The 21,908-nt window shown below is 60.3% G+C and carries 16 protein-coding genes; 3 read left to right on the forward strand and 13 right to left on the reverse strand.

The genetic code is table 11. From position 1 onward, the window contains the following. The 7 genes from CUC44_RS17080 to mnmL all read right to left on the reverse strand — a co-directional run. A partial coding sequence (locus CUC44_RS17080) for a retention module-containing protein (RefSeq protein WP_244166801.1) occupies positions 1 to 764 on the reverse strand: 764 nt, incomplete at its 3' end. 267 nt (positions 765 to 1,031) lie between these two features. Further along, complete coding sequence (locus tag CUC44_RS17085; protein WP_100861079.1) at positions 1,032 to 2,957, reverse strand: EAL domain-containing protein; 1,926 nt, start codon at positions 2,955 to 2,957, stop codon at positions 1,032 to 1,034. A 3-nt stretch (positions 2,958 to 2,960) separates the two neighbouring features. After that, positions 2,961 to 3,674, reverse strand: a complete 714-nt coding sequence (locus tag CUC44_RS17090) for a transglutaminase-like cysteine peptidase (protein ID WP_100861080.1) — start codon at positions 3,672 to 3,674, stop codon at positions 2,961 to 2,963. Between the two features lie 149 nt (positions 3,675 to 3,823). Then, positions 3,824 to 5,155: a TolC family outer membrane protein gene (locus tag CUC44_RS17095; RefSeq protein WP_100861081.1), complete on the reverse strand. Its 1,332-nt coding sequence runs from the start codon at positions 5,153 to 5,155 to the stop codon at positions 3,824 to 3,826. Between the two features lie 36 nt (positions 5,156 to 5,191). Continuing rightward, entirely contained in the window at positions 5,192 to 6,607 is a 1,416-nt protein-coding gene (locus CUC44_RS17100; RefSeq protein WP_100861082.1) for an HlyD family type I secretion periplasmic adaptor subunit, read from the reverse strand. Beyond that, complete coding sequence (locus CUC44_RS17105) at positions 6,600 to 8,744, reverse strand: type I secretion system permease/ATPase (protein WP_100861083.1); 2,145 nt, start codon at positions 8,742 to 8,744, stop codon at positions 6,600 to 6,602. The genes CUC44_RS17100 and CUC44_RS17105 overlap by 8 nt, the downstream gene beginning before the upstream one ends. Positions 8,745 to 9,106: 362 nt before the next feature. Then, positions 9,107 to 10,051, reverse strand: coding sequence for a tRNA modification radical SAM protein MnmL/YtqA (mnmL, locus tag CUC44_RS17110; RefSeq protein ID WP_100861084.1), 945 nt, complete (start codon positions 10,049 to 10,051; stop codon positions 9,107 to 9,109). Positions 10,052 to 10,663: 612 nt separating this feature from the next. On the opposite strand from mnmL, the gene gltB reads away from it, so the two are divergent. Together gltB and CUC44_RS17120 are read left to right on the forward strand one after the other, a co-directional pair. Beyond that, on the forward strand, positions 10,664 to 15,121 hold the full coding sequence (gene gltB, locus CUC44_RS17115; RefSeq protein ID WP_100861085.1) for a glutamate synthase large subunit: 4,458 nt from the start codon (positions 10,664 to 10,666) through the stop codon (positions 15,119 to 15,121). Positions 15,122 to 15,133: 12 nt separating this feature from the next. Beyond that, positions 15,134 to 16,549 carry an FAD-dependent oxidoreductase gene (locus tag CUC44_RS17120; protein ID WP_100861086.1) on the forward strand — a complete coding sequence of 472 codons (1,416 nt, stop codon included), beginning with the start codon at positions 15,134 to 15,136 and terminating at the stop codon, positions 16,547 to 16,549. An 85-nt stretch (positions 16,550 to 16,634) separates the two neighbouring features. Here the strand turns inward: CUC44_RS17120 and CUC44_RS17125 are convergent, their stop codons facing one another. The 5 genes from CUC44_RS17125 to soxR all read right to left on the reverse strand — a co-directional run bounded on the left by CUC44_RS17125 (position 16,635) and on the right by soxR (position 20,381). Next, positions 16,635 to 17,396 carry an amino acid ABC transporter ATP-binding protein gene (locus CUC44_RS17125; protein ID WP_100861087.1) on the reverse strand — a complete coding sequence of 254 codons (762 nt, stop codon included), beginning with the start codon at positions 17,394 to 17,396 and terminating at the stop codon, positions 16,635 to 16,637. Further along, positions 17,393 to 18,070, reverse strand: a complete 678-nt coding sequence (locus CUC44_RS17130) for an amino acid ABC transporter permease (protein WP_100861088.1) — start codon at positions 18,068 to 18,070, stop codon at positions 17,393 to 17,395. Before CUC44_RS17130 ends, CUC44_RS17125 begins: the two co-directional genes overlap by 4 nt. Positions 18,071 to 18,106: 36 nt before the next feature. Continuing rightward, complete coding sequence (locus CUC44_RS17135) at positions 18,107 to 18,886, reverse strand: amino acid ABC transporter substrate-binding protein (protein WP_100861089.1); 780 nt, start codon at positions 18,884 to 18,886, stop codon at positions 18,107 to 18,109. A gap of 386 nt (positions 18,887 to 19,272) precedes the next feature. Next, a complete protein-coding gene (locus CUC44_RS17140) occupies positions 19,273 to 19,851 on the reverse strand; it encodes an O-methyltransferase (protein ID WP_100861090.1) in 579 nt (192 codons plus the stop codon). Positions 19,852 to 19,919: 68 nt separating this feature from the next. Further along, positions 19,920 to 20,381, reverse strand: a complete 462-nt coding sequence (gene soxR, locus CUC44_RS17145) for a redox-sensitive transcriptional activator SoxR (RefSeq protein ID WP_100861091.1) — start codon at positions 20,379 to 20,381, stop codon at positions 19,920 to 19,922. 71 nt (positions 20,382 to 20,452) lie between these two features. Here soxR and CUC44_RS17150 point away from each other — a divergent pair, with 71 nt between their 5' ends. After that, the gene (locus CUC44_RS17150; protein WP_100861092.1) at positions 20,453 to 21,436 is read left to right on the forward strand and encodes a questin oxidase family protein; all 984 of its coding nucleotides are present in this window, start codon (positions 20,453 to 20,455) and stop codon (positions 21,434 to 21,436) included. On the opposite strand, the gene CUC44_RS17155 is transcribed toward CUC44_RS17150, so the two are convergent. Further along, complete coding sequence (locus CUC44_RS17155; RefSeq protein WP_167388938.1) at positions 21,433 to 21,870, reverse strand: protease; 438 nt, start codon at positions 21,868 to 21,870, stop codon at positions 21,433 to 21,435. The two genes, CUC44_RS17150 and CUC44_RS17155, sit on opposite strands and share 4 nt — an antisense overlap. Between the last annotated feature and the right edge of the window lie 38 nt (positions 21,871 to 21,908).

Here is a 21,908-nt window from a genome sequence, read left to right on the forward strand (position 1 = left end):
AGATGTGTATAAGAGACAGGGGTAAAGGTATAAGTACCATCAGCATTGATGATGAGTGTACCGACTCCGCTGATGGTGCTCGCCGTTCCTGCAGGAACCCCTAAGTTGTTGCCCCAGCTGTAGGAAACGATGGACGCATCGAAGGGACCATCCGGGTTGTCGCTGTTGGCCAGCAGATCACCGCTGATGGATTGATCTTCCTGAGTGACGGCGAACTCATCCTGATCATCGAGCTGATTGTCTGGCAGGAGTTCATCCGCCTGCACGTTGTTCTGCGCCGTCAAGGCGTCGTGATCGGTATCGAAACCGGCGGTGGCAATGGTGGCATCACCGATACGATCGATGACGACAAAACCCCCATTACCACTGGCGCCAGCGACGCCACCGATCCCGCCGCCGCCACCACCTGCGGCAGGCGCCCCACCGGCAGCCGAGGCTTTAAAGTCCTTGGTCGGGTCGACCCCTTCCATTATGGATTTTTGCAAGGCCGCGATTTCCGGCGGGAGGTTGCTGTTCTCGGCAGATGAGGAGGGGTCTCCCTGAGCAGGTGCATCGGGGGCGGCGGGGGCATCCGGTGCCACAGCCGGATTGTCATCGTAGGGCGCCAACATCAACTTGGCATCATCGGCGATCTCGAGTTTGGCCCCTGGTTGCAATACCTCTCCCGGCTGGAGAGCTCGGCTGCTGCCATCGGCCAGCAGGATCTGAACATTACCTTCAACAGAAGAGACGACGACTGTCTTGTCGATGATTTGGGTACGCATATCCATTGCTCCAGGGTGACAAATTTCGATGCATACACCTTAGATGGGACTTCATCGCGCTTCCGTTGCAAAAATGTACAGCTTTGAATCTGTTCAGCTCCATCCGATGCAGCAAATCGAATAGTGATTTTTTACATAAATAAATCAATAAATTAACAACATCACTTTCGGCCATGGGGCGTGAACGCCGTCAAAAATAACCACACTTATTCTAAACAGGTATAAAAAAGGGCCCACATTTGGGCCCTTTTGGTACGAAGACTCTGGTCACGCCAGCGGGAATGCCGGATGGACGAAGCCTTGATAGCCATCGATGTGCAGCTTGGCCAGCACCTCGACCTGCTGCTCGTCTTCCACCCGGGTGGCAATGGTGGTGACCCCCGCGTTGTGCGCCGCACGGCACACCGCCGCCAGGAAGGAGGTATCGGCGCCAGGCTCCATGACCTGGCTGGTATAGCCGTGATCCACCTTGACATAGGCAGGTGCCAGCTCTTCCAGATAACCGAGCGACTGGAAATGCCGACCGTAGTGATCGACCCCCCACTGGAACCCATGCTCGCGCAGCGCGCTCACCAAGGTAGTAACCTGCTCCCTGTGCTTCATGATGGCCCCCTCGGGGATCTCGAACACCAGCCTCTCTTTGAGCTCGGCATTCGAGGTCAGATAACCCTTCAACCAGGTCAGGAACTCATCGGAACAGAGCGAGCCCGCCGTGATGTTGACGGCCAATACCAGCTCGGGCTGCTGCCTGAGCAAGGGACCGCATGCTTCCAGCACCGCCTGATCGAACTCGGAGCCCATCTTGAACTGTTCGATGGCCGGCAGGAACTGACCCGCAAAGTAGTCGGTGCCATCTCGCGAGATAGAGGCAAACAGCTCGGCGTGCAGGCGCGTCCCGTTGTCGAAACGGCAGGCTGGTTGCGCCTTGAAGCGCCACAGGTTGCGGCTGATCGCATCTTGCACCAGATCGCGCCAGGCCAGGCGCCCCATCAGCCCCTGATCCGTGCCTCCTTCCATTACGACGGCGCCACGGCGCTCGTTGCGCGCCTTGCCCAAGGCATTATCGGCCTTGGTCAGCAGGGTCGAGAGATCGTCGCTGCCATCGCGCCCCGCGATACCGACAACGGAGAGTGCGCGGCCCTCACCCATGGGGTTGACCACCAGATCGGCGATGCGGCTGTTGATGAGCTCAGCCAGCTCCTTGAGCTGAGCGAGATCGTCGGTCGGGCAGAGCAAGGCATATTCGGTCGCCGAGATCCGGGCCAGTGCGGCCCCATCCCAGCCGTTGAGCAGCTCTTTCAGCACCTGGGCGATGGACTTGACCATGTTGTCCCGCGCGGCAAAGCCCTCTTCACGATAGAGATCGTCCAGCATGTCGACGGCCACCAGCATGACACCACCCTGACCGGCTTCGGCAATCCAGGCATTGACCTGACCGACGAAGTAAGAGCGGTTGCCCAGCCCGGAGACGGCATCCACATAGACACGGGCACGCAGGTTCTCCGCCTCGTCGGCCTGCTCCTTGAACTGCACCGCCAGCTTGCTGGAGAGAATGTTGATCGCCTGCACCACCTGCTTCAGCTCACGGGTCTTGGGTTCCGGGATGGCGTGGCCGAAATGATGCAACTCTATCTCGACGGCCTGGTCGCAAATGAGTCTGAGCGGTTTGAGCAGATAACTCAGGGCGCGCATCAGCAATATGGTGGTGAGCAGGAAGCCAATCAAAAACCAGCTCGCCAGCTTGCTCATCCCTTCCCACAGTTCGTAATAGGCCTGGCCAGAGTGGCCCACGACCTTGAGCTTACCCAGTTGCAACCAGCCCGAGGTCAGAATGGATTCGTTGGATACCTCAGGGAACAGGCCCAGCCCGATAAACCACTGGGGCACACCATCAATATGGCGGGTATTCTCGAGCTCGATCACGTCCTTGGAGGCCAGCAGGTCCAGACGCACCAGCTGGTAGTAACCGCCGTCAAACACCGCCTTGATGACTGACTCGGCGCTCACCTTGTCACCGTTCTCCAGATAGGGCGTCAGGGCCAGACCCAGCGAGGTGGCGGTGTTGATGACGGTGGTTTCCTGCTGCTGTGCCAGATAGTTGCGAGTCGAATTGAACTGCACCCAGTAGGTGGCGGCAAACAGCAACCCGAACAGTAACAGCATGGTTGCCAATAATTGTCTGTAGAGCGTCATAGGTTAATCATCCAAATTCACCACAGGCCGAGCCAATCGCCCAGAAGTCATGCGATTGCGTAAATCATTCCATAATCCCAAGCGTGACGACTGTCCGGTAAGCTCACCTTGACCACGCGCCTTCATCAACCACAAGTGACTACCGTTAAAGCTGTAAATTGGCATCAAATCTGCCCGCTGACTGGCGGGACGGATGGCGCCGACAAGATTGTCCAAAATCAGGGGCACTGACGCGGGCGTCTCATAGTAGGCAACGACCATATGAAACTGGTTGTAATCCAGTGCCTTGACATAGACCATTCGCATTTTTTCATCCGGGATGCCAAGCTCCAGCAACGTAAAATACTTGGAAATGCTGAAGTCTTCACAATCGCCACCGGCTGCCCCCAAAAATTCCAGCGGGGTCGCCCAGTAATCCTTCTTGTGCCACAACTTGATGTCATCGATGAAACGCATCTGGTTGAAGAACTGATTCACCTTCTCCAACTTCTGCCGATCCGTGAGACCCGCATCGCGGCTCTGCATGGCAAGCGTGCGCCAACTGGTCACCCGTTTGCCCGCTCGCGCGCCATAGGTTTCTTCTGCTCTTTTGACCAGTTTGAGATCCTCGGAGGAGAGCGGCTGGCTGGCATTGAGCAATAAGGGGAGTGACAGCAGGCACAGCCACAGCAAGGGGCGTAGCCGACGCAGCGACAGGCATCCTCTTTGCCGGGCCATACCGTCATTGCCTGCCTTGCACCACGACGTCACATGTTTCCCCTGTGGCATTTCATCGCAATCTTCACGTAAAAGGTTGAAGTATAAAAGAATGACTGCAGCAAGCTGCAGCCATTTCTATTGCCGATATCACGTCGATGCGATGATCATCAGTTGTTGTTGGCCTGCCACTCGGCCGGCGCCTGCACGTTCATGGCATTGAGCAAACCACCGGTCGCATTGAGGATCCGGTAATCCGCCAGCAGGGAGTCGTACTCGGCCGTGATGTAGCTGCGGCGTGCTTCAAACAGTTCGTTCTCCGTGTTCAAGACGTCCAGCAAGGTCCGTTGACCCAGGCCGAATTGCTTCTTGTACGCCTGAACGGTGTCGTAGCTGGCGTCCACGTGCTCTTTGAGGAACACTTTCTGCTTGGCCAGCGACTCCTTGGCGTTCCAGGCGAGGCGAGTGCCCTCTTCCACCTGCCGGAAGGCATTCAAATGAATGTCTTTTGCCTGGGAATAGAGCGCAGAGGTTGCCTTGCTTTCGGCCAGATCGGAACCACCACGGAACAGGTTGTAACGCATCCGGACCATGGCGGTCAGGTCATCGTTACGGCCCTTGACCGCGTCGATGTCATCGTTCCAGTTCTGATCCACTTCAAAGGCCACATTCGGGTAGAAACCGGACTTGGAGCCTTCATGCTGGTACTTGGCCTCTTCGATATCTTGCAAAGAGGAGAGCAGGGTCGGGTGCACCTCGGTGGCCGTCTTCAGCGCATCTTCCAGGGTGGCCGGGATCAGCTGGCTGTTCGGAGTCGGTTGCACCAGGTCTTTCGGCACTTCGTTCACGACCCGGATGAACTCACTCTCGGCATCGCGATAGTTGTTCTCGGCCGCCGCCTGGTTGGAGTAGGCGCGTGCCACACGACCATCGATCTGGGTCTGGTCGGCGGTAGAGCCGAGACCCGAATCTGTCCGTTTCTGGATGTCGCTGCGGATCTGCTCGTGGGTTTCCAGGTTCTGCTTGGACAGCTCCAGGATCTCCTGCTGACGCAGCATGTTGAGGTACACCTCGGCTACCCGCAGCGCCGTGTTGTCCGCTTCCGAGATCATGGCCAGGCGCTGGGCCTCGGCGGCGGCATCGGTCCGGGCCACGTTGCTGCTGACATCGAAGCCATCAAACAGCATCTGGCGCAGGCTGATCCCGGCCTCTTTACGGGTCATGGAGTCATCGATCGTCTGCGAGTTGTTGCCCGCGGCGCGGGTCGAGGGGCTGTCGGTCTTTTCATAGCCAACGCCACCACGCAGATCGATAGTGGGATAGTAACCACCCTTGGCTCCATCATGCTGATACAGGCGTGCCTGATAGAGGTCAAAAGCTTCCTTGATTTTGGGATGGGTCGCCAGTGACTGCGCCACTGACTGCTCCAGCGTTTGGGCCTGGCCAAGGCCAGGGAACAGCACTGCGCCACTGACCAGCATGGCAACAATCGTCTTCTTCATGTTATCTCCAGTCATGTTGTTATTAGATTGTTGGCTTTATCGTTCTCTCAGTGCCGACTGCTTAGCCCGCAAGATCGGCTTTAGCAAGTAGTCTAGGACACTTTTTTTACCAGTAATGATATCTGCACTGGCTAACATACCGGGGATGATGGGAAGTGCGTTAAGCTCATCGCCCAGGTAACTCTTCTCGGTTCGCACCCGTACCAGGTAGAAGGAGTTCCCCTTCTCGTCCTGGATCGAGTCAGCGCTTATCTGTTCGACCTTGCCATGTAAGCCTCCATAAATGGTGAAGTCATAAGCCGTTATCTTGACCACGGCTTCGAGCCCCGGTCGCAGGAAGGCGATATCCTTGGGTGATACCTGGGTCTCCACCAGCAAGGTATCCTCCAGCGGCACTATCTCCATCAGATCCATGCCCGGCTGCACGACGCCGCCCAGGGTATTGATCTTGAGCTTCTTGATGGTGCCCTTGAGCGGCGCGATGACGCTGGTCCGATCGACCCTGTCCCGCAGGCCTATCTGCCCCTCGGAGAGCTGACCCAGTTTACCCTGCCGCTCGTTGAGCTCGGTCTGGGAGTCGGCGCGGAACTTCAGGGCGATATCGTTGCGCTTGGAGATGGTCTCCCGCAGCACTGAGTTGAGCTTGGGGATGAGCAGGCGATTCGCCTCCAGCTCCCCTTGCATCTCATTGACCTGACGTTCCAGCTTGATGAGCTCCACCTGAGGCACTATACCCTCTTTCGCCAAGGGGCGGCTGATATTCAGCTCCTGGCGCGCCAGATCGACGCTGCGGCCCACAGTCCGGATCTTGGCATTGAGCTCGATGGTTTCCTGCTCTTTCTGCTCGATCTGCTGGCCCAGGATATAGAGCTGGTTGCTCAGGTTATTGAGGCGATCGTTTTGAACCGACTTTTCCCGCGTCGCGTACTCGGCGAACACGTTCTCGTAACCTTCCGGGAAGTCGATGGGCTGCTTGTCGATGACCACCTGCTCACGCCAGCCAAGATTGGGCTCATTCTTGACCACCACGCTCTTGATCTCGGCGCGCAAGCGGGCGATATCGCCTTTGAGGGTCACCAGCTCCTGCTCACGCTCCCGGAAATCCGATTTGAAGCGGGTATCATCGATGCGCAGCAGAGGCTGACCCTTCTCGACGATATCCCCCTCCTTGACGAAGATCTCCTTGACGATCCCCCCTTCCAGGTTCTGGATCACCTGTAGTTGGCGCGATGGTATCACCTTGCCCTGCCCCACAGTCACCTCATCGAGTTTCGCCCAAGCGGCCCAGATGATGGCGCTCATGAAAAACAGGAAACAGGCCCACAGCAGTACCCTGGCGCGGGTCGGCGTCGTCAGCAGCACCGCGGCGGCGCCATCATCCACATACTCAAGATGCTCAGAAGAGGGCAGGACAGTATCTGGAGCCTTTTTCTTGAACCAGTTGTTAGCCATGAGCCGTCTCCTGCACCCGCACCTTGCCTTCCTTCAATTGCTGCAACACCACCTCTTTGGGCCCATCGGCCACTATCTGCCCCTGCTCCACGACGATGACCCGGGAGGCCACATCCAGCATGGAGGTCTTGTGGGTGATCAGGATCAGGGTCGTCTCCGGTCCCAACCTGGCCAGTTCCTGCTTCACGTGCATTTCAGACTGGTTGTCCATGTTGGAGGTTGGCTCGTCCATCACCAGGATGGGGGGATCGTTGAGTAGAGCTCGAGCCAGCAGTATGGCTTGGCGCTGACCGCCGGAGAGCTGACGGCCCCCCTCGCCAATCTGCCGATCCAGACCGTTGGGATCGCGGTTGGTAAAATTGGTCACCCCGGCGCGTTTGGCCGCCCGCAGGACACGGTTGTCGTCCACCAGCGGGTTGCCCAGCATGATGTTGTCGCGCACCGAGCCAAAGAACAGGGTCACGTCCTGCGGCACACAGCCTATGTTGCGGCGAATGACGCTCGGCGGCAGTTGATCCAGCTCGAAACCATCGAGTCGCACCGATCCATCGGTTGGTCGGTAAAGCCCCATCAGCAGCTTCTCCAGCGTGGTCTTGCCCGCCCCGATCCGCCCTATGATGGCCACCTTCTCACCCGGCTCGATCCGCAGCGAGATGTTGTGCAGCGTGCTGCTCTCCATGTTTGGGTATTTGAAGGAGACGTTCTCGAACTCGATGCGCCCCTGGATGACGGGGTGATGGATATATTGCTTGCCCTCCTCCTGCTCACCCGGGGTCATCATGATCTTCTCGAGGATCTCGAGAGCTGACTTGGCCTGGTTATAGCGGGTGGAGAGCACGGACAGCTGCACCATGGGGGCGATGGCCCGGCTCGACAGCATGACGGCGGCGATCATGCCGCCCATGGTCACCAGCCCTTCGGAGATCTGGTACACACCGACGATGACGAGACCCACAGTCACCACCTGCTGGATGTAGCTCGCAAGCGACGACATGGAGTTGGTGATGCGACGGGTCTGCACGCCCCAAGTGGAGATGTGGGATACGGCCTGCTCCCAGCGGTGCTGGAACAGGCTCTCGGCACCGAAGATCTTGACGGTTTCAAGACCCGAAATGCTCTCGATGAGGTTCGCATTCTTCTGGGAGGCGAGACGGGAGCCCTCCTCGATGGATTGCTTGAGCGGCTCCTGGATATAGAAGCTGTAGGCCACCAGGATCAACATGGCGACGATGGGCACCACCACCATGACACCGGCAAACAGCCAGATGATGAACAGGAAAAAGATGGCGAAGGGCAGATCAATGAGCGTGGAAACCGTGGCCGAGGTGAAGAACTCCCGCACCGATTCAAACTCTTGCAGATGCTTGGCGAAGGCCCCCGTCGAGGCGGGGCGGGACTCCATCTTCATCCCCATCACCTTGGCGAAGATCTTGGCCGAGAGCAGCACGTCCGATTTCTTGCCCGCGATATCGATAAAATAGCTGCGCAGCTGACGCATCACGAAATCGAAGGTGAACACCACCATGGCACCCACCGCCAGCACCCAGAGGGAATCAAACGCCAGGTTGGGCACTATCTTGTCGTACACATTCATGGTGAACAGTGGGCTGGCCACCGCGAACAGGTTGATGAGGATGGAGGCGATCAGCACGTCCCGGTAGATACCCCGGGATTCAAACAGCGTGCTCCAGAACCAGTGACCGTCACGGGTCTCCAAGACCTTGGGGGAGCGCTCATCGAACTTGAACTGCTTCTTGACGAAGAAACAGCGGCCATTGTATTCATCGCCGAGCTGGGCCGTGCTGACCCATTGCGCCGCATCGCCCGCCTGGGGGAAGATCACCTTGCCCTGGCTCCTGTCCTCGTTCCATTCCAGCAGGATGCAGGCGCCGCCGTTGCGGGTTTGCAGTACACAAGGCAGCAGCAGGGAGGAGATCCCCTCGAGGGGCTGGATCACCTCACGGGCCGAGAGGCCGCCCCGCTCGGCGGCGCGGCTAAACAGCGCCGTGCTCAGACGGCCGGACACCAGCGGCAAGCCGGTGGTCAGGGCATCCTGGCTGTTGGGCACACCATAAAAGCGGGTCAAGAAGACCAGGCATTCCAGTAGCTCATCAATACGGCTTGTTTCTGCTTGCATAGCATCCTGTCAAAACATGGTTCTGATGGTTGTCGCGGGGAAATATCGCCACCCGAAGTGACGGGGATCATGAGAATAACAGCGCACCGATCCCGATACCGAAAGCCGACAACCTAATTAGCGCACGGGGAGATGACATCACTGCCATCACCAGACCTAAACATCATCCAGCCGAAAAGCGGGTCCTTGCCTGGCGCCTGATAACAGGCACCGGCGCCAGAGTCTTCGACTCGATTCATTATTATTACAAGCTTATTGATAACAATATCTTTTTCAAGCCGACCATCTTATCAAGGCGACTTGAATGAAACTATACTGCAAAGACTGAATTTCATCTAATAACCCACTGTTTTTTGATGAAATTAGAGTGACAACTCATTAAGAGCAGGGAGGGAGAAGGGTCGGCCGAGGCGAGCGCCCTGAGGGCCTGAACGAGCCAGTTCGCTGGCGATATCGGCCATGGCGGTCCAACGATTCTCGCACCAGGCGGGCGCCAGCAGGGTCGGACGGCGGGCCGAGGCCGAGATGCGGTGGTACACCACCTCGGGCGGGGTGTGCTGGATCATGGCCGCCGCCGCCGCGACATACTCCTCCAGGGTCGGTACCGCCAGACGCCCTGCCTGCCAGGCCTTGCCAAGGGTGCTTCCCTCCACCACGTGCAGCGGATGCAGCTTGATCCCCTCCACTCCGGTGTCCACGATGCGATGCAGGGTCTCGAGACTGTCCATGGCCGCCTCCCCGGGCAGGCCGACGATGAGATGGGCACACGTCTTAATGCTTCTTTGGTGGGCGCGGCGTACCGCATCTTCATAGGCAGCGTAGCCATGACCCCTGTTGATCCGTTGCAGCGTCTTGTCGTTGGCGCTTTGCAGCCCCAGCTCCAGCCACACCTCGTAGCCGCGCGCCTGATAGCCGGCCAGCAAGTCCAGTACCGCATCCGGCACGCAGTCCGGGCGGGTGCCGACACACAGCCCCACCATGTCGCTCACCGACAAGGCCTCCTCATACATGCGCTGCAGGTACTCCACCTCGGCATAGGTGCTGGTATAGGCCTGAAAATAGGCGAGATAGCGCTTGGCACGGGTCACTTCGTCCCGCCGGGCCAGCAGTTGCTGCACCACCGAGAGTTGCTGGGCCGATTCGTCGGCAAAAGAGGAGACGTTACAGAAGGTGCAGCCACCACGGCCCAGAGTGCCGTCCCGGTTCGGGCAGGTAAAGGCGCCGTGAATGGAGAGTTTGTGGATCTTCTGGCCGTGACGCTGCTTGAGATCCTGGCCGAATGTATTGATGAGTTCGTGTAACTGCATGACACCTCCAATATAAGGTGCCATTGTACCGACTCGCGCCAACCGGGAGGCTGAGCTGGATCAAGCCGCTTCGAGCCTCAAAATCATATAAATATTCACCTTTGATCGGATAAATATCCGACATTGCCGTATTTAGGTTACTTTTGGAAACCACTCCCCCCACCCCAGTGGCAGAAGAGAAACCGTTCTTATTCCGCTAACCACCTGTTCACAATAAGAAAATTTCAATTAGCCTGCATCTGAATAAATGCAAGGCTCAGGATCTCGAAATGTGATCCCGGCCAGAGCCCGGGAGAGTGAATTGGTAAGATTACTACAGTTCGTTGGCACGATGCAGTCAACCACCAGAATCATCATTAACAGCATATACATCTACAAAACAGAAACAAAGAAGCACTATATGTAGATAAATTGCCAACCACTCTCCCAATCCCGCATTTTGTTATGGCGATGTAACATTGCAAACAGCAGGGATGTCCAATTGACCTTGCCCAAAATTCCCATTAGTTTGGAGATTCGCCACCTCAGGCGGACGGAACCACAAGAGCCAATCGCAATTTATGCAGTCAGTTGATGACAGCGCGATGGAAGGCCGAGCAAGGGAGAAATGCAATGTCACTATATGATCCAAAGCTGGAGAGGGATAACTGTGGCTTCGGCCTGTTGGCCCACATGGAAGGGGAAGCCAGCCACAAGCTTGTCCGTCTCGCGATGTCAGCCTTGGCTCGCATGCAGCACCGCGGCGGTATCTCCGCCGATGGCAAAACCGGCGACGGCTGCGGCCTGCTGCTGCAAAAACCGGACAGCTTCTATCGCGCTGTCGCCGAAGAGAAGGGATGGCACCTGGGCCGCAACTATGCGGTCGGCATGCTGTTCCTAAATCCGGACCCCCTGTTGGCCCAGCAGACCCGCGACATCATAGACGAGGAGCTGGAAAGAGAGACCTTGAGTCTGGTCGGTTGGCGCAAGGTGCCCATCGATACCAATGTACTCGGTCCCATCGCCAAGGCCTCACTGCCCAGCATCGAACAGGTCTTTGTCAACGCGCCCCCCGGCTGGGTCGACAAGGATCTCGAGCGCCGCCTCTATATAGTGCGCCGCCGCATCGAGAAGCGCATCAGCGACGACTACTTCTACGTGGTCAGCCTCTCCAACCTAGTCACCGTCTATAAAGGACTGTGCATGCCGGTGGATTTGCCGCGCTTCTATCTGGATCTCGCCGACATTCGCATGCAGGCGGCCATCTGCGTGTTCCACCAGCGCTTCTCCACCAACACCAGCCCGCGCTGGCCGCTGGCGCAGCCGTTCCGCTATCTGGCCCACAACGGCGAGATCAACACCATCGCCGGCAACCGCCAGTGGGCCAAGGCCCGCAGCTACAAGTTTGCCACTCCGCTCATCCCGGACTTGCAAGAGGCCGCCCCCTTCGTTAATACCACGGGCTCGGACTCCTCGAGCCTCGACAACATGCTGGATCTCTTCCTCGCCGGCGGCATGGACTTGTTCCGCGCCATGCGCCTCCTGATCCCGCCTGCATGGCAGAAGCACCCGAACATGGATGACGACCTGCGCGCCTTCTATGACTTCAACTCCATGCACATGGAGCCCTGGGACGGCCCGGCCGGCATCGTCATGACCGACGGCCGCTACGCTACCTGCGCACTGGACCGTAACGGCCTGCGCCCGGCCCGCTACGTCATCACCAAGGACAAGTTCATCACGCTGGCCTCCGAAGTGGGCACCTGGGATTACACCCCGGACGAGGTGCTGGAGAAGGGCCGGGTCGGCCCGGGTGAGCTGTTCGTGGTGGATACCAGTAACGGCAAGATCTGGACCAGCTTCGAGATCGACGACGATCTCAAGAGCCGTCACACCTACAAGCAGTGGATGGACAAGCACTGCAAGCGGCTGGTGCCGTTCGAGCAGATGGACGACGCCAGTACCGGTGCCCGCGAGTTCCCCAACGATCGCCTCAAGACCTATCAGAAGCTGTTTGGCTACTCCTATGAGGAGCTGGACCAGATCATCCGCGTGCTCGGCGAGAACGGCCAGGAGGCGGTGGGCTCCATGGGGGATGACACCCCCATGGCGGTGCTCTCCTCCAGCCAGCGCACCCTGTACGACTACTTCCGCCAGATGTTCGCCCAGGTGACCAACCCGCCTATCGATCCTCTGCGGGAAAATCACGTCATGTCGCTGGCCACCTGTATCGGCCGCGAGCAGAACGTGTTCAACGAGACCTTCGGCCACGCCCACCGGGTGCTGTTCCAGTCGCCGATCCTGCTCTACTCCGACTTCCACCAGCTGCTGGCCCTGGAAGGGGAGCACTACCGTCATGCGGTGCTGAGCCTCAACTACCTGCCGGCAGAGGGGCTGCAAGCGGCCCTCGAGCGCCTCTGTCGCGAGGCAGCCGACGCGGCCCGCGCCGGTACCGTGCTGCTGGTGCTGTCGGACAGAGACATCAGTGCCGACACCCTGCCCATCCCGGCCGCCATGGCGGTGGGGGCGGTGCAGCGCACCCTGGTGGACAACAATCTGCGCTGCGACGCGAACATTTTGGTGGAAACCGCCAGTGTACGTGACCCGCACCAGTTCGCCGTGCTGCTGGGCTTCGGTGCCACCGCCATTTATCCCTACCTCGCCTACGAGACTCTCGCCAAGCAGGTAGAAGAAGGCGTGCTCAAGATGAGCCTGCGCCAGGCCATGCTCAACTACCGCAACGGCATCAACAAGGGCCTCTACAAGGTGATGTCCAAGATGGGCATCAGTACGGTGGCAAGCTATCGCTGCTCCCAGCTGTTCGAAGCCATCGGCCTCTCCAAGGCCGTGGTGGAGCTCTGCTTCCGCGGCGTGTCGAGCCGCATCCAGGGCGCCGATTTTGCCGACATCCAGCAGGATCAGGCCAACCTGGCCCGCCAGGCCTGGCTTGGCCGCAAGCCGCTGACCCAGGGCGGCCTGCTCAAATTCGTCCACGGCGGCGAGTACCACACCTATAACCCGGACGTGGTGCAGACCCTGCAAGTGGCGGTGCGCTCCGGCAACTACGCCGATTACAAGGAGTACGCCCGTCTGGTGAACGAGCGCCCGGTGGCGACCCTGCGCGACCTCTTGTCCCTGAAGCAGGGCACGACCCCCATCGCACTGGATGCGGTAGAGCCCGCGGCCAGCATGTTCCCGCGTTTTGACTCCGCCGCCATGTCCATCGGCGCCCTCGGGCCCGAGGCTCACGAGGCGCTGGCGGTAGCCATGAACCGTTTGGGCGGTCAGAGCAACTCGGGTGAAGGTGGCGAAGACCCCAAGCGCTTCGGTACCGAGAAGAATTCGCGCATCAAGCAGGTGGCCTCGGGGCGCTTCGGCGTCACCCCCCACTACCTGATGAACGCAGACGTGGTGCAGATAAAGGTCGCCCAGGGTGCCAAGCCCGGCGAAGGGGGCCAACTGCCCGGTGACAAGGTGACGGCCCAGATAGCCAAGCTGCGCTATTCCGTGCCCGGCGTGACCCTGATCTCGCCCCCACCCCACCACGACATCTACTCCATCGAGGACTTGGCCCAGCTCATCTTCGACATCAAGCAGATAAACCCCGACTGTCTGGTGTCGGTCAAGCTGGTGTCCGAGCCCGGCGTTGGCACCATCGCTTGCGGCGTGGCCAAGGCCTATGCGGACTTCATTACCGTCTCCGGCTACGACGGCGGCACAGGGGCGAGCCCTCTCACCTCGGTCAAATATGCCGGCTCCCCCTGGGAGCTGGGTCTGGCCGAGACCCAACAGGCCCTGGTCGCCAACGGCCTGCGCCACAAGGTGCGCCTGCAGGTGGACGGCGGTCTCAAGACCGGTCTGGATATCATCAAGGCGGCCATCCTCGGCGCCGAGAGCTTCGGTTTCGGCACTGGCCCCATGGTGGCGCTCGGCTGCAAATACCTGCGCATCTGCCACCTGAACAACTGCGCCACCGGCGTCGCGACCCAGGATGAGAAGCTGCGCCGCGAGCACTTCACCGGCCTGCCGGAGATGGTGATGAACTACTTCAAGTTCATCGCCGAAGAGACCCGCGAGCTGATGGCCCAGCTTGGCGTCAGCCAGCTCACCGATCTCATCGGTCGCACCGACCTGCTCGAGGCCCTGCCCGGCCTCACCGCCCGCCAGTCCAAGCTGGACTTGTCCGGCATACTGGCAAGCCCGGTGGCGCCGGCAGGCTCCAGCCTGTTCAGTCAGCAGCACAACCCCACCTTCGACAAGGGGCCCTTGAACCTCAAGATGGTGGAAGATCTGCTGGACGCGGTGGAGAACATGAGCGGCGGCGAGTTCCGCTACGACATTCGCAACACGGACCGCTCCGTGGGGGCGCGCCTGTCCGGCGAGATCGTCAAGCGTCACGGTAACCAGGGCATGGCGGCGGATCCGGTGCGGGTACACTTCAACGGCACCGCCGGTCAGAGCTTCGGCGTCTGGAATGCGGGCGGCCTCGAACTCATCCTCACCGGGGATGCCAACGACTATGTGGGCAAGGGCATGACCGGCGGCAAGCTGGTGGTCAAACCCCATGTCGGCGTGGCATTCAAGTCCCACGAGGCAGCCATCATAGGCAACACCTGCCTCTATGGCGCCACTGGCGGCAAGCTCTATGCGGCCGGTACCGCCGGCGAGCGTTTCGCGGTGCGCAACTCAGGGGCCTTGGCGGTGGTCGAGGGGATCGGCGACAACGGCTGTGAATACATGACAGGCGGCATAGTCACCATCCTTGGCAACACTGGGGTCAACTTCGCGGCCGGCATGACGGGCGGGTTCGCCTATGTGCTGGACGAGTGTGGCAACTTTGCCAAGCGCACCAACCCGGAGCTGGTAGAACTGCTGGACGTGGCGGATTTGGCCATCCATCAGGAACACCTGCGCGGCATCATCACGGCGCATTTGAACGAGACAGGCAGTTCGCGCGCCGAGGAGATCCTGGCCCACTTCGACTCCTATGTGCCCAAGTTCAGGCTGATCAAACCCAAGTCCAGCGACGTCAAGTCCCTGCTCGGTCACACCAGCCGCTCTAGTGCAGAACTCAGAATCCAGGCGCAATAAGGAGGGAACCCTATGAGCCAGAACGTATTCCAGTTTATCGACGTCCAGCGGGTCGACCCGCCCAAGAAGCCACTCAAGATCCGCAAGATCCAGTTTGTGGAGATCTACGAGTCCTTCAACCAGGCCCAGGTCGGCATGCAGGCGGATCGCTGCCTCGACTGCGGCAACCCCTATTGCGAATGGAAGTGCCCGGTTCACAACTACATCCCGAACTGGCTGAAGCTCGCCAACGAGGGACGCATCCTGGAGGCGGTGGAGCTCTCCCACCAGACCAACAGCCTGCCTGAGGTGTGCGGCCGCGTCTGCCCGCAGGACCGCTTGTGCGAGGGTGCCTGCACCCTCAACGATCGCTTCGGCGCCGTGACCATAGGCAACATCGAAAAATACATCACCGACAAGGCGTTCGAGATGGGCTGGCGCCCGGATCTCTCCAAGGTGGTGAAGACCGACAAGCGGGTCGCCGTCATAGGCGCAGGCCCCGCCGGGCTCGCCTGTGCCGATGTGCTGGCCCGCAACGGTGTCAGCGCCGTGGTGTTTGACAAGTACCCGGAGATCGGTGGCCTGCTCACCTTCGGCATCCCCTCCTTCAAGCTGGAAAAAGAGGTGATGCAGCGCCGCCGTGAGATCTTCGAGGGCATGGGCATCGAGTTTCGCCTCGAGACAGAGGTGGGCAAGGATGTCACCTTCGCCGATCTACTGGGCGAGTTCGATGCCGTCTTCCTCGGGGTCGGCACCTACAAGTACATGAAGGGCGGCTTCGAGAACGAGACTGCGCCCGGCGTGTACGATGCCCTGCCCTACCTCATCTCCAACGCCAACCGCCTGCTGGGCTTTGAGAAGGCCCAGGCCGATTACATCGACTTCGCCGGCAAGCAGGTAGTGGTGCTCGGCGGCGGCGACACCGCCATGGACTGCGTGCGTACCGCCATCCGCCAGGGGGCCGACAAGGTGATCTGCGCCTATCGCCGGGACGCCGACAACATGCCGGGCTCCAAGCGGGAGGTGAAGAACGCCCATGAGGAAGGGGTGGAATTCATGTTCAACCTGCAACCCATCGGCGTGGAACTGGATGCCCATGGCCGCACCTGCGGCATCAAGGTGGTGAGCACAGAGCTCAGCGCCCCGGATGCCAATGGTCGTCGCAATCCGGTGGTGATCGAGGGCTCCGAGCAGGTATTGGCCGCCGATGCGGTGGTGATGGCGTTTGGCTTCCAGCCCAATCCCCAGCCCTGGATGGCGCAATACGGCATCGAACTCGACAGCCGGGAACGCATCAAGGCGAGCGAGAAGGCGGATTATGCCTTCCAGACCAGCAACCCCAAGGTGTTCGCCGGTGGCGATGCGGTGCGCGGCTCGGATCTGGTGGTGACCGCCATCTACGAGGGCCGCAAGGCCGCCGAAGGGATCATGGACTACCTGGCCGTGTAAGCTGCCGCAAGGCCGCTAACGCCAAACAAACAGCCCCGCATTGCGGGGCTTTTTTATGTCTGCTTGTTGCCAGCAACCGGTGCGGCTAGATGCTCCAGCTCTCCGGCAGCCGCTCGGTCAGGGTGGAGATATAGGCCAGGGTGCGCGCTCGCCTGGGGGCGGTGAACATCTGGTGTGCACTGCCCTCCTCCACCACTTCTCCCGCTTCCAGGAAGATCACCTGCTGGGCAATCTGGGCCGCCAGGCGCAAGTCGTGGGTGGCGATGAGCATGGTGGTTCCCTCCCGGGCCAGCTGGCGCAGCACGGCGACCACTTCCAGCGCGAGCTCGGGATCCAGCGCCGAGGTCGGCTCGTCGCAGAGCAGCACCTTGGGTGAGGGCGCCAGGGCGCGGGCTATGGCGACCCGCTGCTGCTGACCGCCGGACAGGGTTGCCGGCACAGAGTCGGCCTTGTGGCTGAGCCCCACCTTGTCGAGCAACTCACGGCCACGGGTCAGCGCCCGCTCCTTTGGCCACTTCAGGACGGTCACCAGCCCCTCGGTCACGTTCTCCAGCACCGTCATGTGTGGAAACAGCTGGAAGCTCTGGAACACCATGCCGGTCTGCTGGCGCAGGGCCAATACCTGGGCGCGGCTGATCCCATGGGCGAAGTCCAGCTCGCTCTCCTCCAGCACCAGTTGCCCCGCGTCCGGCCGCTCCAGCAGATTGACGCAGCGCAGCAAGGTGCTCTTGCCACTGCCGGAGGGGCCAATCAGCGCCGTGACCGTGCCGGCCTCGAGTTTGAGCCCCACCCCCTTGAGCACCAACTGGTTGGCAAACTGCTTCTCGATACCGCTCAACCGGATCATGGTGCGACCTCCCGGGTCTCTTTGTGGGTCAGTTTGCGCTCCAGTTTGTCCTGCAAGGCGGAGAGCACTGAGCTGAACATCAGGTAGATGACGGCCGTCTGGGTGTAGAGGATGAGAGGCTCATAGGTGACGGAGGCGAGCCGCTGGGCCGCCTGGAACAGCTCTGGCACCGTCACCGCCGCCGCCAGGGAGGTGTCCTTGACCAGGGAGATGAAGGTGTTGGAGAGTGGCGGCACCGCGATGCGCGCCGCCTGGGGCAGGATCACCCGCCACATGGCCTGGGGCCAGCTCATGCCGATGGAGTGCGCCGCCTCCCACTGCCCCTTGGGGATGGCGGCCAGGGTGGCGCGGATGATCTCCGAGCTGTAGGCACCGATATTGAGGGTGAAACCTATGATGGCGGCGGTGAAGGCGTCCAGCACTATGCCGGCGCTCGGCAGCCCGTAAAAAATCAGAAAAAGCTGCACCAGCAGCGGCGTGCCCCGAATAAGCCAGACGTAGAAACGTACCAGCGCGACCAGCGGCCTCGGCCCATATAAGCGGGCCAACGCCACCAGAAAGCCGAGCAAGATACCCAGCACGAAGGTGATCAGCGTCAGCGGCACGGTAAAAATAAGCCCCGCGCTGAGCAGGGGCCAGAAAGAATCTATTACGAGCTGCAACCAGGGGGGCACGTTAATTACCTCAAACGTTGTGATATTGCCGCGATATTATTGCGAAACATCGGTGCCGAAATATTTCTGGGAGACTTTCTGATAGGCGCCATCCTGTTTCGCACCGCGCAGTGCCTGATTGATGGCGGCCAGCAACTCGGGTTGTCCCTTGGCGAGCAAGGCGCCGGATTGCTCCCCTTTTTCACCGGTGGCGGCGATCTTCAACCTGGCATCGGGTTTGTGCTTCTTGAAGTCCAGGTAGGAGAGGCTGTCGTTGATGGTGGCATCCACTCGTCCGGTCAGCACCAGCTCGAGAGACTGGTTGAAACCCTCGGTCGCCACCACCTCGGCGCCTGAGTTCTTGGCCAGTTGGGCGAAGTTGCTGGTCAGGGACTGGGACGAGGTCTTGCCCTTCAGATCGGCGAAACTCTTGATGCTGTCGTTGTCGCTGTGTACCAGCACCACCGACTTAGAGGTGATGTAGGGGTCTGAAAAGTCATACTTTTTCAGCCGTTCTGGGGTGATGGACACCTGATTGAGCACCAGATCGTAGCGCTTGGCGTCCACCCCGGCGATGAGACCATCCCACTTGCCCTCCACAAACTCCGGCTTCACCCCGAGGGAGTGAGCGATAAGCTCCCCTATCTCCACATCAAAGCCCACCAGCTTGCCGCTCTTGTCGTGGAAGGTGAAGGGAGGGTAGGCCCCTTCCGTGCCTATCTTGATCACCCCGGCGCTCTGGATGGCGGCAAGGCTGGACTGGGTCTGTGCCTGCAGCGAGCTCATCAGAGCCAGTGGCAGGGCGGCCAGTGCAAACAGGGATTGCAGTTTTTTCATCTTATGCCTCGTTATATTTATGAATATCCAAACGCTTGCCAACGATATTTAGGCGGGAGCCCTGACATCTATATAGGGAGCCTGACCACGGATACGCTTTGCTTAATTACTTTTATTCAAAGCGCACCTTCATTTATTTAAACGGTGCCGTGGTGGCATGGACAAAACATAACGCGGGACATTCCCTGGCCAAACCATGAAATATGGCGATATTTAGCGAAAGAATGGATAACGAAAAATGAAAATGAGAGGGGCTATTGATGGCCCTGCGGTGGACGAGGAACCGCAGGGTTCTTTAACGTGACTGGGCCGACGGCTCATCCCGCCCGTGTCGAGACGCTGACCTGACGGCGCAGGAGGCAGGGCCACTTAGCATAAAATGCGGTTCACAGGCTAGCTACCAGCCATTCCCCCTTGCCTACCGGCACCAGGGAGGTGATAAAGCCGGGATCACCGCGCACCTCTGTCATCCACGCCTGCATCTCCCCCTGATGGGAGATGGCGTTATCCACCACCAGCAGGCCACGCGGGGCCAGCAGACGCCGGATCTCGGGCCACCAGGCTTGGTATTGCTGGCGATCCGAGTCCAGAAAGATAAGCTGATAGCCAGCCGCAGGCAGAGTAGACAGCAGAGCATCGGCCTCCCCCGCCAACTGGGTGATGACGGTATCGAGACCGGCGCGCCGGAAGTTGTGCCCAGCCAACGCCAGTTTGTCTTCGTCTCGCTCTATGGTGGTGACTCTGCCCCCCAGCCTTTGCGCCGCCTCGGCCAGCCAGAGGGTGGAATAGCCGTTGGAAGTGCCTATCTCCAACACATCCGCCGCCCCTCGGGTCTGTATCAGCACCGCCAGCAGCGCCCCCGTGTCCCTGGTGATATTGAGCATCTTGTGACCGCGAGCCGACTGCGCCTTGTCGTTCTCCTCGCCAAAGCACTCCAGCTCCCTTTTAAGTTGTTCCAGTTTCATCTCTGCTCCCTTGGGTGAAAAGGCTCGGCGCCCTGGCCTGGCCTCTCTGATCCTCTTCCTGATAACCCTCAGCAGTCGCGCTCTGGTGGCTGATCCCCCAGCAGATAGCGGGGCCCGCTCCCCTTGGCAGCGGCCTGATCTTCCGGGTTGTAGAGGCCGCAGTGCTCCAGCGACAGGCAACCGCAGCCGATGCAGGCGCCGAGTTTTCGCTTCATCAGTTGCAGGGTCTCGATGCGCCGATCGAGCAGAGCCTGCCACTGGCCGGCTATCCGCTCCCAGTCCTGGCGATCCGGCGTGCGACCATCGGGCAGCCCGGCCAGGGCCTCGGCAATCTCCCCCAGGCTCAGGCCCATCCCTTGCGCCACTCGAATGAAGGCGATGCGGCGCAGGGCATCCTGGGGATAGAGCCGCTGTCCCCCGTCGCTGCGAAGGCTCTGGATCAGCCCCTTTTCCTCGTAAAAGCGCAGGGCGCTGGCGTTGACACCAGAGCGCTTGGCTATCTGACCTATGGGCAGCCATTTGCGATCCATCTTGGCCTTGACCTCAAGTTAACTTTAACTTGCATCATCCTGTCTCCCCCGACAAAAGGAGTCAAACGATTATGGATAATCTCCATGCCCTGCTCGATGCGAACCAGGCCTTCGCCCTCAACGGCCGCGATACCACCAACCACTGCCCCATGGCGCTGCACGCCCTGCATGAGATGGGGGCAAGCCAGGCCCAGTTGCAACGCTTCTTTACCCATTGGCAGAGCGACCATGCCCTGCCGGCCGGAGCGGCAAACCAGAGCGATGAAGAACGCCACTTCGTGCAACTGCGCCAGCAGTTCGCCATCCGCATTGCCGAGGAGGGTTGGCTGCCCACCTTCGAGGCGCTGCTGGAAGATGGCCTCTCCCCCGCCGGCGGCGCCTTCCATCCGCTTATTCGCCTCGCCTGCGCCCTGGAGAACGGTCATCTGGGGGAGCAGGCAGCGGCCCTTGCCGCCTGGCGCTGCAAGCCGCTAATTTTGCCAGCTGGCGAGGGACCCGAGTGCCGAGACATACCAGCTCTGCTCGCGAACTTGTCCGCCCCATGGGAGGGCTCACACTGGCCGGGTGAGTGGATCACAGCGCGCTTGCGTCAAGTAGCGGCAGACCCGCGCTGGCCGGACTCGCTGCCACGCAGCCTGGCTGGCGAAGGCGATCTGCTGGCACAGCTGGCCGAGGCCGCCCTGCCCCTCTATTGGCAGACCCGCAACTTCACCGTGCTGCACCTGGTGACCGGCAGCCGGGCTGCCGCCATCGTCGCCCGCCATCTGCCCGATGCGCTCAAAGAGCGCTGGCAGACCCTGATGTGGCAGGCGGTGGCCACGGCCTATATCACGGTCGGGGCGCCGGTGCTGAGAGTTCAGCGCTGGCCAGACACCACAGGACTGAAGTGGGAGAAGGTACTAACACAGGCAAATGAGAGTCTGGACGACCATGTGATCAAGCTGGTGCACTGCTGCTGGCGGGAGCAGGTGGGCTCATCCCATCCATACCGTTATCTCGCGGTCGCCGCCCGCGCGGTGGGGTTGCTGGAAAGCGAGGGCGAGCGAGTGGCCTAGGGCGCCGCGACTCGGGTGAAGCTGATGGCGGGGCAACTCGGGGCCACCCCTTGGGTCAGGGTCAGGGACTGGGGGCGGTAGCTCAAGTGATATTCCCCTGGACGAGACAAGTCGTACACCTGGGTCAAGTCTGCATCCGCCCGGCTCTTCTGGCCCGCGCCCAGAATAAAGAAGTCGTCGGCAGCGGGGGCGCCACGCTTGGCCAGCGGCCCCTTGTAAGCAATCGGCTGATCCCCCAGACGCAGGTCGATGGCATCGGCGAACCAGCCCTCGAACGGGGTGAACCAGCCCAGCACCTCGAGCGGCCCCTCCCCCAGGTTGGCCAGGGTCATCACCAGGGGCAGAGGTTCGTTCACCGGACTTTCGGCCTTGACCGACAACTCGCACTGCAAGGGGGCCGCGAGGGCGAGCGTGGTCAACAAGAGTGTCATCATGGTGCCTCCATCAAAAAGGGGCCTCGCGGCCCCATCAC

This window comes from Aeromonas lusitana, assembly GCF_002812985.1.
Taxonomy (GTDB): Bacteria; Pseudomonadota; Gammaproteobacteria; order Enterobacterales; family Aeromonadaceae; genus Aeromonas; species Aeromonas lusitana.